Origin of the sequence: Endozoicomonas sp. SCSIO W0465 (assembly GCF_023716865.1) — a bacterium.
Classification (GTDB): Bacteria; Pseudomonadota; Gammaproteobacteria; order Pseudomonadales; family Endozoicomonadaceae; genus Endozoicomonas.
Genome location: NZ_CP092417.1, coordinates 4,641,509 through 4,654,710, shown reverse-complemented (window position 1 = coordinate 4,654,710; position 13,202 = coordinate 4,641,509). Strand labels below are relative to the sequence as shown.

Sequence of the window (13,202 nt, the reverse complement as noted above, 5' to 3'; positions counted from 1 at the left end):
CAGGTAATGAGATAATCGTTATATAAAGAAGAGGCAGCACAGTCCGTCAAATTGAACGCAATCCATAGAACAAAACATCATCAGTCAATTCACTGGTGGCAGTTGCCAGTCTACAGGCGGTATTCCATGACTGGACAGATAATCATTGCTCTTTGAAAAAGGTCTGCTGCCAAAAAAACCTCGATAGGCTGATAGTGGCGAAGGGTGAACCGATTTCAGAACCAGGTGTTTTTGGGCATCGATAAATCGTCCTTTTTTCTGTGCGTAACTGCCCCACAGAATAAAAACAATATGCTCTCGCTGCTCATTCAAAGCCGCAACGATGCGGTCAGTGAATGCCTCCCAACCTCTGCCCTGGTGAGAAGCGGCCTGCTTGTGCTCGACAGTCAACACACTGTTAAGCAGTAACACCCCCTGTTGGGCCCAGTGTTCGAGAAAACCATGATGGGCTGGCGGAATTCCCAAATCTGACTCCAGTTCTTTGTACATGTTAACCAGCGATGGAGGAATGGCAATTTCCGGACGTACTGAAAAACTCAACCCATGAGCCTGACCCGGCCCGTGATAAGGGTCCTGTCCAAGGATCACTACTTTGACCTGTTCAAAGGGTGTCAGGTCCATGGCCCGGAAGTATTCTCCCCCTTTGGGGTAAATCATTTTTCCCAGCGCCTTTTCAGCTTGCAGAAAGCGGCGAAGGGTCTGCATATACTCTTTGGTAAATTCATCCTGAAGCCTGGCTTTCCAGGAAGGCTCCAATTTGATCTCTGGCATCACCCTACCTCTGACCTATTGTCCACATGATATTGACAAATAACTTACCTTCAAACGCGTTAGAGACAACTACACTCCTTTTCGGCTTACGCACTTTAGCACAGCATCATTTTTACTAATAACAACCACGGCATTGAGCCTTTGTTATGGATAGCCTTCAGTACAATGCAACTCTTAAATAAAGTAACCATTGGCGTTTTTTCTGCTTTAGTCCTTCTTTTTACTTGCCAACCGGCCACAGCAAAACTCGAACGCAGGATGGCCATTGAAATTCATGCCAACACTATCCAGTTCGCCATTGCAGACGTAAACGGGAAGACTGACAAAATCTACCGTCATCTTGATTACGGTTCACTGGAAGCCGGTTTCTACGATGATCTGTCATCCAGTGACAACCGGTTATTCAGCAACGATATGCTGAAAAAGGCTCAGAGGCTCTTTGAAAAACTGCGCACCCGGCAGGAACACTTTAAGGTTGTAAAAGTAAGGGCCGTTGCCATGGATATTTTCAGGGAGGCACATAACGCCGAAGAGCTGGTAGAGCAAGTGCGGCGCACAACAGGCATCGATATCCGGATTCTGTCCCCTGATGAGGCGGATCGAATGGACTTTTTCTCTGCTTTCACGGCAACAGACAACTCTGAAACCCCTGTTGTCTGGGATATTGGAAAAGAGAGTTTCCAGTTGATTATCTCGGATTCTGAAACAGGCCCATTTGTCCACAAAAGTGATTTTGGTTTTGTTTCCTTCATGAATTATCTGAAGGAAGTTGTCCAGAATAGACCAATGCATTTTCCAGGTTCACTATCCCCCGTATCAACTAAAGAACTCGAGGCAGGTATCCGCTTTGCGCGATATCTTGCCCGCAGAACTCCGGACGTTATTCGTAAAGAATTGAAAAAAGATAAGGTAAAAATAACCGGTATTGGCCCGGTATTTCAGGAAGGTTTCGCAGAAGATATCGCCGGGCACATAATGTCATTGGACAAGGGCAAGCTTGAGCAGTTTATCCTGGATCAGGCCTCCTCCGGCGATACGAATGAGGCAAGTCTTTCAAGTGCAATTTTAGTTTTTGGCTTCATGGAAGAGCTGGATATTACACAGCTGTTCATCTCCGACCACAACAGCACCGTCGGTATGCTTGAATTCCCAATCCTCTGGCATTAAAAAAACGAGATCGCATGCAGGAAAGAGGGAATGTCCGATATTTTAATATCTATCAACAACACAAATGCAGCGATATACAAGAGGACGAGAAAGAAAGCTTTCTTTGTGTTTTTCTAACAAAAACAGCTATTTTCAAATGGGTGAAAGCCTGATATTGACTGGTACTTTTTCAGGGCAGACGAAGTTAGTTGCTTTGGGCTACCCCATGGATGAAAAAACCAGAAAAATAGTCAGTATGAGACTTTCACCTTCAGAAAAGACAGGCGATCTATTTGTCTGATGGGTATTATCACAACCGCCTGGATGCAAATAAAGACAGCTAATTATATATACCGAGCATCAGCTCTATCTGACGTTTGAGCATTATCCTGAGCCTGCCAGCTGTTCTTTCGTCTTCAAAACCGGCAACTAATCCCTGATACTCAACGTGAAGGATAATACTGGCAAACAATTCAGCATCAATATCAGGATGGTTAGAGCCGATTCTTGAAAAGAACGTTTCGAGACTATCAAGAAAGAATTTCTGGTGACTGAAAGCGATAGGTCTCAGGTTTTCGTTACGCAGGCATTCCTGCTGGAAAGCACGCTCTGCAATCAGATAGTCACGGTGCTCTTTAAGCTGAATCAGAACATACTCTATGGCGAGGTTGCTGATCCGATCAGCAAATACCTGACGACTTGTCCTATCGGATGGCTCAAGCTCTTTCATGGCCATTTTCAGCATACTGTCAGACTCTTCCCAATAGGCCTTGAATTTCTGTGCCCCCATCTCAACAAACAAAGTAAAGGTATCGGTAATCAGATCGGTAATATCTTTGAAATAATAGGTGGTTGCAGAAAGCGGTACATTGGCTTCCTTGGCGACAGCGCGATGACGAACCCCCCTGACTCCGTCTCTGACTACGATTCTTAGTGCCGCCTCAAGTATTGTACGACGGCGCTGTTCACTATTGGCTCGACTGGTTTTACGCCCCTGATATTTCAACTCCATACCAGTGACGTGCTTACCAGAGCTTTTCTTGCCTTCTGATGAGGAATCCATTGTTGAAACCATAATAAGACTGCCTTACAGTTGCCTGATTGTTTTATAGCGTTCGTCCAGTACCATCGCTTGAACATGCATCTTAGTACAGAAATCAACCATATGTCTGAAACCGGCCCTGTAACTATTCAGGATGATCAGGCTGCCATACCTGGCAGCATTGCCCATATATCCATATACAGGCCGATTAGCGACTGGTAACTTCCTGGCTTCACCAGCAAAGCGCATCAACTCAAATTCAGGTTCCACTCCTCAGATACTACATGAGCAGGCCTGGCCTGCTCATGTCATAGATTCTGAAATATCAGCATCCCGGAAAGTCATTGAGACCAGTATGTAATTGCGAATACAGTAATCCGACGGTAGATAATCAGAAACCAGTGTAAACGGTAACCTACATCGCCGATTCAAACATTTGGCCAGTACAAACTTGATACACAATAACCCCCGGCATCTATATCTACTGAGGACGCATATGCGGGAACAATAATACATCCCTGATCGACGGCGCATCCGTAAACAGCATCACCAGCCGGTCAATACCAATACCTTCCCCGGCTGTTGGAGGCAGACCGTATTCAAGTGCATTGATGTAGTCTGCATCATAATGCATTGCCTCAATATCCCCGGCATCCTTTTCAGCTACCTGCTGTCTGAAACGCTCAGCCTGGTCTTCTGAGTCATTCAGCTCAGAGAAGCCATTAGCGATTTCACGACCCCCGACAAAGAACTCAAAGCGCTCGGTAACAAAGGGGTTGTCGTCATTTTTACGGGACAGAGGTGAAACTTCGGTCGGATAATCTGTGATAAAAGTAGGGTTAAGCAAGTGATGCTCCACCGTTTCATCAAAAATTTCCGTCTGAACCTTGCCAAGCCCCCAGATCGGCTTCACATCAATGCCCAGTTTCCCGGCAACCTGTATTGCTGATTCCAGATTGTCAATATCCGAGGCATCAAGATCCGGGTTGAAATGCAAGATAGACTCAAATACCGACATCCGCACAAACGGCTTGCCAAAATCGATCATCTGCCCCTGGTACTCGAACTCAGTTTTACCCAGAACATCCTGAGCCAGCTGCTTCAACATGGCTTCAGTATGATCCATCATATCGGTGTAATCCGCATAAGCCTGATAGAATTCAATCATCGTGAATTCCGGGTTATGTCTAGTAGACAGTCCCTCATTGCGGAAGTTCCGGTTAATCTCAAATACCCGTTCAAAACCACCAACGACCACGCGCTTCAGATACAGTTCCGGAGCGATACGAAGATACATATCGATATCCAGTGCGTTGTGATGGGTCACAAATGGCCTGGCCGTCGCACCGCCCGGAATCACTTGCAGCATTGGCGTCTCGACTTCCATAAAGTCCTGCCCCAGGAAGTAGTTACGAATACCCTGAATAATTCTGGAACGAATCCGGAAGGTTTCCCGGGACTGTTCGCTGGTAATCAGGTCAACATAACGCTGACGGTATCGCTGCTCGGTATCGGTGAGGCCTTTATGCTTTTCTGGCAATGGACGCAGAGACTTGGTCAATAGCTGAACAGCAGTCATGTCAACATAAAGGTCGCCTTTACCTGAACGTTGAACAATACCTTCTACACCGATAATGTCACCCAGGTCCCAGGTCTTGATTGCATCCAGAGTCTCTTTCGGTAACTGCTTGCGGTTCACATAAAGCTGAATACGGCCAGACATGTCCTGCAGTTCCATGAACGCGCCACGGTTCAGCATAATGCGGCCAGCTACTTTAACGTGGAGGTTCAGGCCTTCCAGAGCAGCCTTATCATGATCTTTGAACCGCTCCTGAAGATCGCCAGCCAATGAATCACGACGGAATTTATTCGGGAATGCCACTCCTTTTTCACGAATGGCCGCCAGTTTTTCCCGACGCAGGGCAACCAGGCGATTATCTTCCCGGGCTTCAGCAGCCTTTTCATCCAGCAGCTGTTCTGACAAAAAATGTTCTTCAGACATAAGATATTCTTCCAGTTACAGACCTTTTTTCAGGCTCGCTTCAATGAACTTGTTCAGATCTCCATCCAACACGGACTGGGTATTCCGGGTTTCAACGCCGGTACGCAGATCCTTGATACGGGAGTCATCAAGGACATAGGAGCGAATCTGACTACCCCAGCCGATGTCTGATTTGGAATCTTCCATCGCCTGAGACTCCGCCGTTCGCTTTTGCATCTCCATTTCATAAAGCTTGGCCTTCAGCTGTTGCATCGCCTTATCTTTATTCTGATGTTGGGAACGCTGATTCTGACACTGTACAACAATTCCGGTTGGCGCGTGGGTAATACGAACAGCGGAGTCGGTGGTGTTTACGTGCTGTCCACCGGCGCCACTGGAACGGTAGGTATCAACACGCAGATCTGCCGGGTTGATTTCGATATCGATATTGTCATCAATCTCAGGAGAAACGAAGACAGAAGCAAATGAGGTATGGCGACGATTACCGGAGTCAAACGGTGATTTGCGAACCAGGCGATGAACGCCAATTTCAGTTCTCAACCAGCCGAACGCATAATCCCCGATAAACTGAACCGTTGCCGATTTGATACCGGCCACTTCACCGGCAGAAACTTCAATGATGTCCGTTTTAAAACCGTTGGCCTCGCCCCAGCGCAGGTACATTCTCAACAGCATATTGGCCCAGTCCTGGGCCTCAGTACCCCCGGAGCCGGCCTGAATATCAAGAAAGGCATTGTTAGGATCCATGTCACCGGAGAACATACGACGGAACTCAAGCACTTCCAGTTTCTGGGCCAGCTCATCAAGTTCATCCACAACGCCCCGGACACCCTCTTCGTCTTCTTCTTCTACCGACATTTCCAGCAGTTCTTCTGAATCGCCCAGACCGTCGGTCAGCTCATCAATGGTCGATACAATCGTTTCCAGGGTGGAGCGTTCTTTACCCAGCTTCTGGGCGTACTCCGGATCATTCCAGACATTCGGGTCTTCCAGCTCCCGTTCTACTTCCTGTAACCGCTCACTTTTGTGAGCGTAGTCAAAGATACCCCCTAAGCACGTCAGTACGCGCTGTCAGGTCCTTGATACGCTCCTTAATGGGATTGACTTCAAACATTGCCCTATATCACTCACTTTTGTCAGGTGCACACGGCACCTGCATTCGAATATTGCATAGCCCCATCAAGAGCTGACCAATACTGACGGCTCTGAAAATACAATGGGAGTGGAGATGGCAGCACATGGCTGCCGATGAAATACCGCTCATGAAAAACGGCTGGTCGACCTATGCAAGGCCATTACCAGAACCTGTAATACAACTAAACGATACTACAACAATAGGCTTTAGGTTGGAATGATTGTAACCTGGTCCACCAACAACAAATGTCCATTTGAGATTAGTCGGGATTTATCGGAGAGTAAAAGGGTCAGTAAAAGAAGGTGATTCCGGGAGGTGATATTCAGCCAGTCATATTAAGTCATCCTGTGACTGTTGGAATATCCACTGGTGCCCTGATCACTTAAAGTAATGCCGGCCAAAGCAGGCTACGATTCCACTGGCTCTTCAGTTAACATGCACCATTGCTCAAATGCCCTCATTTATATACAGAGACAACTGCACAATGCCTACCCCAAACTCTTCATTAGCACTGGTAGCTGACATTGGAGGTACCAATGCCCGTTTTGCACTCTCCCTCCACGGCCAATTGCAAACCCGTTCTGTGTCAGTACTGGCCTGTAACGACTTTGAAAATCTGGATCACGCCGTCCAGCATTACCTGAAACTCCAGCACGTTGAAGTGGATGATGCCTGCATGGCATTTGCCTGCCCAGTCAATGGTCAGCAGATAAAAATGACCAATAACCACTGGGCCTTTGACAAGTTTGCAATGAAAGCGACGCTAAGGCTGAGATCATTCAAGGTCATTAATGATTTCACTGCCCAGGCACTGGCTCTTCCGGCACTGCCCGAAGACTCGCTGATCAAGGTTGGCAGCGGGGAAGCCATTGACGGTGCGACCAAACTGATTATTGGTCCGGGTACCGGTCTTGGCGTTGCCGCATTAAAACAGGTAGGCGACCACTGGCTGCCGTTACCCGGTGAGGGCGGACATGCTGCACTTTCTCCCGTATCATCAATGGACAATGAGATTCACCGTATTCTTCAGCAGAAACTGGGCTATGTATCCTGGGAATCGGTACTCTGCGGTTCGGGCATTGAACTGCTCTATGAAGCCCATAGTGAGTTGTCCGGCCAAACACAGCAACTCAGAAATCATGAAATTACCGCGCAGGCCCTCAATGGAGAGTCACTCTGTAAACAGACATTGCTGCATTTCTGTGAGCTGCTGGGCAGAGCTGCCAGCAATGCGGCACTGACTACCGGAGCGCAGGGCGGTGTCTATATTGCCGGTGGTATCATTCCCCGATTTCCTGATTTTTTCGCTCAATCAGATTTCAGAACATCATTTGATGTTAATGATAAGATGGCCAGCTATCTGGCCGCTATTCCAACCAGCCTGATTATTCACGACAACCCTGGCCTGACCGGTGCTTGCGAAGCATTAGGCAACCCGCTAATTCATTGATTTTCCGGGCTGGCCCTGCAGGGGCCGGCCTTCTTTAACCAACCGGAAAAGTCTTGCCATATCAGTTGAGTCGGATCATTCATGGGTTTTCTGACAGACACTAATTAACACCAAATTTGAACTTTTAAATGAGAAATCAGTGTCAATTGTAGAAAACAGGCCTTTCCTTTTAGGTGCTTAGTCCACTCTGAGCCAAAAAAATAACATGATTAAAGTATTATGCGATGCCAGTTTCCTGGTCATATGGAGGTCGGCCTGTAATCATCAAACTTACTGTTAGGGAATAGACGATGAATATTGAACGCAGCGCTACTGTTACTAGTACCACAAATGCCGGTGTATCCGGCGATCAACCAACAACCGATGAACAAAGTCAAATGGTGGCTATGGGGCGGCGTTGCTCCTCCTGGCAACATGCAATCAACCGGGTAACCTTGCATACAAAAGGCTGGAAATCAGCTTTGATAAGAGCAGCAAAGACTGGTGATGTAGAAGTGATTACTCATATAGCGAATTTTATTTCTCCAAATACTGAAATACGAAGTAAGTCAAAAAATCAAACCCCTTTAATGAAAGCCCTCAAACATAATCAACCACAAGCATTAGAAGCGTTGTTAAATTTTGGAGCAAGTACAGATGATATATGTCACTTTGTTCATCCGAATCGCTTTAGCTTCTCTAAAGGAAAATTTAGACTAATTTCTGAGCTCCCAATTGGTTACTGTACTGAACAAACGCTGAAAATATTACTTCACTTCGAAAAAATAGATCCAAATGAAGATTTATTTCTACCCAACGCCAAATATTCTAGTAATATGACACTCGTAGAATATAGAAATATGGAAGCGAGGTCATCTAGTGAAAGGTCAGAAATGTGTTTGATGTTAATCAAAGACCGTAGAGCTAACGTCAATATGTCTACTTATTTTGATTTTAATTGTAGTGTGAAAGCCATGGATTCTTATCCTTCAGTATTATCCCACCGGATGGCAACTGAGACATTTGAGGATCGGAATCGAATAATCAGGATTAGTCTCCTTGGTCAGGCCATTTTGTTTAACAATAAGGCTTTGATAGAACATCTTCTTAGTGACCATCGCCTGGATCCCGGCGCCCCCGGCAGTGATGAAGCTGAAAACCTGTTGACCATTGTTTGTAACAAGCTATCACAAGGTCTTGCTAACACTTTTAAAGAAACTCTGCTGGAAAAGATTTGTGAATCTGAATTGTTTTGTCAGCATCTGCGGCAATCCGAAAACTCAGCATTTAAAGAGAATTTTCTCAGCCTTTATTACTCTGTCAACAGTTGGATTGCCGAGAGACCTCATTATCATGGACCAGATGATATTGATGCCCTGAACGATAAAGTTGAAGAAGTCATCTTCAGGGTGTCAACTGGCGCTCCCCCAAGTTACGAGGAAGTGTTAGCAAGTAGAACGTAACACTTACACGCCCACAGTCAGCCAAAAATCAAGGGGCTGCAGCACAGAAGATAGCTTTTGACACGTCTTGATTTAGCAAGATAGTCAGAACTTTTCAGGGTAGTGATAGTTGTTTCCCATAACAGGGCAAGCTGCGGCCTTTTTACGTTATCAGAATTTATGTATACACCGGTTTTCAGGTTAGGCCTTCTGACGTGTATTCGTCGGGAGTTACTGGGAGGCGACTGGCATGAGTGAGCTGTTTTGTTTTCAAAAAAATTGTCAGTGCCTGTTGAGGCGGATTATTCATGGGTTTTCTGACAAACACTGATTAACACCAAATTTGAACTTTTAAATGAGAAATAAGTCTTAATCGTAAGAAACAGGCCTTTCCTTTTAGGCGTATAGTGCAACCAAGCGTTGTTATACGTACACAAACAACTCGTTCCCACGGTCCCCCGAGGGAATCATACTGGGCCTCTGAGGAAATGTGGGTCTTCATTAAACTCTCATGATTCCGGGCATAAATAGATTGTTATGCATCTGGCTGGCTCCGGTATGCATTCCCACGCAGAGCATGGGAACGAGGGGTCTGATTGTATGGATATTAGCGCTTTTCTGTAATAGTGCACTCTGAGCCAAAAAAACAACATGATTAAATAATTATGTGATGTCAGTTTCTTAGTCATATGGAGGTCGGCCTGTAACCATCAAACTTACTGTTGGGGAATAGACGATGAATATTGAACGCAGCGCTACTGTAACCAGTACCTCAAACGCTGGTGCATCCGGCGGTCAACCAGCAACTGATGAACAAAGTCAATTGGTGGCTATGGGACGCAGCTGCTCCTCCTGGCAACATGCAATCAACCTTGTAACCCTGCATACAAAAGGCTGCGAATCAGCTTTGATAAGAGCATCAAAGACGGGTGATGTAGAATTGATTAATCGTATAGTGAATTTTATTTCTCCAAATACTGAAATACGGAGTAAGTCAAGAAATCAAACCCCTTTAATGAAAGCCCTCAAACATAATCAACCGAGGCTCTTTTCGTATTGCAGACTGCTGATTTCATAAATCAGGCTGGAATCCTCCTGTGGCAGGGCTTGGCAATATTTAGCCAGCAGTTTCCTGAAGGCATTGTATATCAAGGCCTTTGGCCAATTTTCATTGCAGAGCAGTCTGTAACCCGAAAAGAGCCTCAACCGAAAGCATTAGAGGCATTGCTAAATCTTGGAGCAAATACAGATGGGTGAAAGTCTCATATTGATGAGTACTAACGTTCAATATTACCCTTCCCTGATGAAAATGGAATCACATTATCACTGACCATATTTACCTTGGCCCGGTACGTTACCGACAGCAGCATCCAGCCACAGTCGAACCAACCACTTTGAATTAGTGACCTGAGTGTCAGAATGCCTTGCCCCCCGGGACACCGCCAACGCATTCCCGAACACTTCATTCGCTGTGTAACCAGCGTTTTACAGGACGCCTCAATGACCCCTGAGCCTATGGGCAGGTTGCGCGACAGGTGTTCTGCATAATTCATCCGTAACCGGTTTTTTCTGAAGTACTTTAACTCTGTCTTTAATTTCGATCGGCGGGGATGCTTGCTATGCTGGTAAGCCAGTGCCTTGATTATTTTTTCAACCCCACCCGGCTCCTCCTTCAGGATATGTCGGTAGGTGCTGAATTTCTCTTTGGACTTCGCGCTATTTTCACCGTAAGCCAGGTCAAATGCCTTCTTCAGGTGTTCTGCCGCATGGTAATAATCAACAATTTCTTCTCCCTCCGGTAGCTCTTTGGTGAAGTATGTCCAATTGTCCCGGGCTCCATCTGCCACTTTGACCAGAGTCAGATTTGGCTTTTGCTGAAGCACCTTATCCAGAAGGTTTGAAAGGGATTTTTTCAATGTCGCTTTCTTGCTTTCAGGCATTCGTCCCATCCTGATCGTAGAGAGGCGATCTCCCTGGTCATCGTAAAACGACAGTGTTCCACAACTGGCCTCCTGACAACCTGCTGGCCCTCGGGTACGTTTGCCATCAGCAACACTCTTTTCACGTTTCTCCTGACGCTTGCCGTCTTTCATTGGTAGCATCACACCGTCAAGGGAAGCAGCTACCGTCACCGCGTCAGGCGGTACTGTGAGATTCTCCGCGAGAAGGGTCTCGAAAGGGTCAAGGTGCTGCTCCCATTGTTCGTTGAGTTTTTTGGGAAGACGTGCCAGAGAGCTGGTTGAGGGTGACATATTCCCCATTAGATCGAGTAAGCTTTTTACGTCCGCGGGCGGCAACTGGGCAACCATCCATGCTGCTTGCTTCGCAGCCTTTGGTAACCAGTAGCCTTCTACAACGCCAGCCTTGAGCTCTAAAGGGACAATGCACTTATCCCCGCATTGCGGTAGAGGCTGCGCAATACCCGGACAGGTCCTGCTGCTGACTGGTAGGTTTGATAGCTGCGTAATGCCTGGTGATACACGACCCCATTCACTTCGATAGAAGCTTTATTGATGTCTAATTTTTGCAGTTCTTCTGCCAGTATTTCTCGCTCCGCCTGAATAAAGAGGGAGTGAATCTCGTTTTCATGATCCTCAAAATGCTGGATTGGATTATTGGACTGACGAAGGAGGGTCAGTTTTTGCTGCAGTTGGTCAATAGCAGGACAGGAATCATTGGCGACTTTGGTTAGTGGCTGACATACTTCCATCGGAGCGGCCTCTCACAGTTGACTCTTTGTTTGCTGTTAGAATCATAGCTGTGTTTGGCTGCTCTCCATTCAGGTTGAAAAATTTGGTGTTACGTCTGTTTGCTGTAGCTCAAGGCCTGTGGGTGTGATCAATATGAGACTTTCACCCATACAGATGAGATCACCAGTCTTGTTGATCCGAATCGCTCTAGCTTCTCTAAAGGAAAATTTAGACTAATTTCTGCAACCCCAATTGGTTACTGTACTGAACAAACACTGAAAATATTGCTTCAATTTGAAAAAATAAATCCTAATGAAACATTAGATTATTACACAATTAAATATTTTCAAAAAGCGACATACCTGGAGTTTTTAAATTTAGAAGCGAGGTCAATTAGTGAAGCATCAGAAATGTGTTTGCTGTTAGTAAAAGACCGCAGAACTGACGTCAATATGAAAACTGATTTTGATTTTAATTGTAGTATAAAAGTTAAGGATGTTTTTCCTTCAGTATTATCCCACCGGATGGTAACTGAGACATTTGAGGATCGGAATCAAACAATCAGTGTTAGCCTCCTTGGTCAGGCCATTTTGTTTAACAATAAGGCTTTGACTGAACATCTTCTTAGTGACTATCGCCTGGATCCCGGCGCCCCCGGCAGTGATGAAGCTGAAAACCTGTTGACCATTGTTTGTAAGAAGCTATCACAAGGTCTTGCTAATACTTTTAAAGCAACTCTGCTGGAAAAGATGTGCAAATCTGAATTGTTTTGTCAGCATCTGCGGCAATCCGAAAACTCAGCATTTAAAGAGAATTTTCTCAGCCTTTATTACTCTGTCAACAGTTGGATTGCCGAGAGACCTCATTATAATGGACCAGATGATATTGATACCCTTAACGATAAAGTTGAAGAAGTCATCTTCAGGGTGACAACTGGCGCTCCCCCAAGTTACCAGGAAGTGTTAGCAAGTAGAACGTAACACTTACACGCCCACAGCCAGCCAAAAATCAAGGGGCTGCAGCACAGAAGATAGCTTTTGACACATCTTGATTTAGCAAGATAGTCAGAACTTTTCAGGGTAGTGATAGTTGTTTCCTATAACAGGGCAAGCTGTGGCCTTTTTACGTTATCAGAATTTATGTATACACCGGTTTTCGGGTTAGGCCTTATGACGTGTATTCGTCGGGAGTCACTGGGAGGCAGCTGGTACGATCGACCTGTTTTGTTTTCAAAAAAATTGTCAGTGCCTGTTGAGTCGGATTATTCATGGGTTTTCTGACAGACACTGATTAACACCAAATTTGAACTTTTAAATGAGAAATAAGTCTTAATCGTAAGAAACAGGCCTTTCCTTTTAGGCATATAGTGCAGCCAAGCGTTGTTATACGTACACAAGCAACTCGTTCCCACGGTCCACCGTGGAAATGCATACTGAGCCTCTGAGGAACTGTGGTTCTCCATTAAATTCTCATGATTCCGGGCATAAATAGATTGTTTTGCATCTGGCTGGCTCCGGTATGCATTCCCACGCAGAGCATGGGAAC

At 45.8% G+C, this 13,202-nt stretch carries 14 protein-coding genes; 7 read left to right on the top strand and 7 right to left on the bottom strand.

Annotation, left to right across the window (positions count from 1 at the left end; genetic code table 11):
- Positions 1 to 84: 84 nt before the first annotated feature.
- Positions 85 to 771, bottom strand: a complete 687-nt coding sequence (gene ung / locus MJO57_RS20885; RefSeq protein WP_252018451.1) for a uracil-DNA glycosylase — start codon at positions 769 to 771, stop codon at positions 85 to 87.
- Between the two features lie 165 nt (positions 772 to 936).
- Here ung and MJO57_RS20880 point away from each other — a divergent pair, with 165 nt between their 5' ends.
- Together MJO57_RS20880 and MJO57_RS20875 are read left to right on the top strand one after the other, a co-directional pair.
- The gene (locus tag MJO57_RS20880) at positions 937 to 1,938 is read left to right on the top strand and encodes a hypothetical protein (RefSeq protein WP_252018449.1); all 1,002 of its coding nucleotides are present in this window, start codon (positions 937 to 939) and stop codon (positions 1,936 to 1,938) included.
- A 64-nt stretch (positions 1,939 to 2,002) separates the two neighbouring features.
- On the top strand, positions 2,003 to 2,218 hold the full coding sequence (locus MJO57_RS20875; protein ID WP_252018448.1) for a hypothetical protein: 216 nt from the start codon (positions 2,003 to 2,005) through the stop codon (positions 2,216 to 2,218).
- Positions 2,219 to 2,257: 39 nt separating this feature from the next.
- Here the strand turns inward: MJO57_RS20875 and MJO57_RS20870 are convergent, their stop codons facing one another.
- The 4 genes from MJO57_RS20870 to prfB form a co-directional block, all read right to left on the bottom strand.
- On the bottom strand, positions 2,258 to 2,980 hold the full coding sequence (locus MJO57_RS20870) for a TetR/AcrR family transcriptional regulator (RefSeq protein ID WP_252018446.1): 723 nt from the start codon (positions 2,978 to 2,980) through the stop codon (positions 2,258 to 2,260).
- Positions 2,981 to 3,004: 24 nt separating this feature from the next.
- Positions 3,005 to 3,229, bottom strand: coding sequence for a hypothetical protein (locus tag MJO57_RS20865; RefSeq protein ID WP_252018444.1), 225 nt, complete (start codon positions 3,227 to 3,229; stop codon positions 3,005 to 3,007).
- A gap of 211 nt (positions 3,230 to 3,440) precedes the next feature.
- Positions 3,441 to 4,961 (bottom strand): lysine--tRNA ligase, encoded by a 1,521-nt coding sequence (gene lysS, locus MJO57_RS20860; RefSeq protein WP_252018442.1) that lies wholly within the window; start codon positions 4,959 to 4,961, stop codon positions 3,441 to 3,443.
- A gap of 15 nt (positions 4,962 to 4,976) precedes the next feature.
- Positions 4,977 to 6,075, bottom strand: a protein-coding gene (prfB, locus tag MJO57_RS20855; RefSeq protein ID WP_252018440.1) for a peptide chain release factor 2 whose coding sequence is annotated in 2 segments (ribosomal slippage) — positions 4,977 to 5,999 and positions 6,001 to 6,075 — 1,098 coding nt in all. Because the reading frame shifts where the segments join, the coding sequence is not laid out codon by codon here.
- A 505-nt stretch (positions 6,076 to 6,580) separates the two neighbouring features.
- Between prfB and glk the strand changes: the two genes are divergently transcribed.
- The 4 genes from glk to MJO57_RS20835 all read left to right on the top strand — a co-directional run bounded on the left by glk (position 6,581) and on the right by MJO57_RS20835 (position 10,224).
- Positions 6,581 to 7,546, top strand: a complete 966-nt coding sequence (gene glk, locus MJO57_RS20850) for a glucokinase (RefSeq protein WP_252018439.1) — start codon at positions 6,581 to 6,583, stop codon at positions 7,544 to 7,546.
- Between the two features lie 290 nt (positions 7,547 to 7,836).
- A complete protein-coding gene (locus MJO57_RS20845) occupies positions 7,837 to 8,988 on the top strand; it encodes an ankyrin repeat domain-containing protein (RefSeq protein ID WP_252018437.1) in 1,152 nt (383 codons plus the stop codon).
- Between the two features lie 715 nt (positions 8,989 to 9,703).
- The gene (locus MJO57_RS20840; protein WP_252018435.1) at positions 9,704 to 10,045 is read left to right on the top strand and encodes an ankyrin repeat domain-containing protein; all 342 of its coding nucleotides are present in this window, start codon (positions 9,704 to 9,706) and stop codon (positions 10,043 to 10,045) included.
- Between the two features lie 29 nt (positions 10,046 to 10,074).
- Positions 10,075 to 10,224, top strand: a complete 150-nt coding sequence (locus tag MJO57_RS20835; RefSeq protein ID WP_252018433.1) for a hypothetical protein — start codon at positions 10,075 to 10,077, stop codon at positions 10,222 to 10,224.
- Positions 10,225 to 10,244: 20 nt separating this feature from the next.
- Here the strand turns inward: MJO57_RS20835 and MJO57_RS20830 are convergent, their stop codons facing one another.
- Both MJO57_RS20830 and MJO57_RS20825 read right to left on the bottom strand, forming a co-directional pair.
- Positions 10,245 to 11,219 carry a hypothetical protein gene (locus tag MJO57_RS20830; protein ID WP_252018431.1) on the bottom strand — a complete coding sequence of 325 codons (975 nt, stop codon included), beginning with the start codon at positions 11,217 to 11,219 and terminating at the stop codon, positions 10,245 to 10,247.
- A gap of 119 nt (positions 11,220 to 11,338) precedes the next feature.
- Entirely contained in the window at positions 11,339 to 11,677 is a 339-nt protein-coding gene (locus MJO57_RS20825) for a hypothetical protein (RefSeq protein WP_252018407.1), read from the bottom strand.
- Positions 11,678 to 11,941: 264 nt separating this feature from the next.
- Between MJO57_RS20825 and MJO57_RS20820 the strand changes: the two genes are divergently transcribed.
- Positions 11,942 to 12,637, top strand: coding sequence for a hypothetical protein (locus MJO57_RS20820; protein ID WP_252018405.1), 696 nt, complete (start codon positions 11,942 to 11,944; stop codon positions 12,635 to 12,637).
- Positions 12,638 to 13,202 lie beyond the last annotated feature (565 nt).

What these genes read in the sequence shown, in the direction of transcription:
- ung (WP_252018451.1), bottom strand. Translation starts at nt 771, where the DNA reads ATGCCAGAGATCAAATTGGAGCCTTCCTGGAAAGCCAGGCTTCAGGAT.
- MJO57_RS20880 (WP_252018449.1), top strand. Translation starts at nt 937, where the DNA reads ATGCAACTCTTAAATAAAGTAACCATTGGCGTTTTTTCTGCTTTAGTC.
- MJO57_RS20875 (WP_252018448.1), top strand. Translation starts at nt 2,003, where the DNA reads ATGCAGCGATATACAAGAGGACGAGAAAGAAAGCTTTCTTTGTGTTTT.
- MJO57_RS20870 (WP_252018446.1), bottom strand. Translation starts at nt 2,980, where the DNA reads ATGGATTCCTCATCAGAAGGCAAGAAAAGCTCTGGTAAGCACGTCACT.
- lysS (WP_252018442.1), bottom strand. Translation starts at nt 4,961, where the DNA reads ATGTCTGAAGAACATTTTTTGTCAGAACAGCTGCTGGATGAAAAGGCT.
- glk (WP_252018439.1), top strand. Translation starts at nt 6,581, where the DNA reads ATGCCTACCCCAAACTCTTCATTAGCACTGGTAGCTGACATTGGAGGT.
- MJO57_RS20845 (WP_252018437.1), top strand. Translation starts at nt 7,837, where the DNA reads ATGAATATTGAACGCAGCGCTACTGTTACTAGTACCACAAATGCCGGT.
- MJO57_RS20840 (WP_252018435.1), top strand. Translation starts at nt 9,704, where the DNA reads ATGAATATTGAACGCAGCGCTACTGTAACCAGTACCTCAAACGCTGGT.
- MJO57_RS20830 (WP_252018431.1), bottom strand. Translation starts at nt 11,219, where the DNA reads ATGTCACCCTCAACCAGCTCTCTGGCACGTCTTCCCAAAAAACTCAAC.
- MJO57_RS20825 (WP_252018407.1), bottom strand. Translation starts at nt 11,677, where the DNA reads ATGGAAGTATGTCAGCCACTAACCAAAGTCGCCAATGATTCCTGTCCT.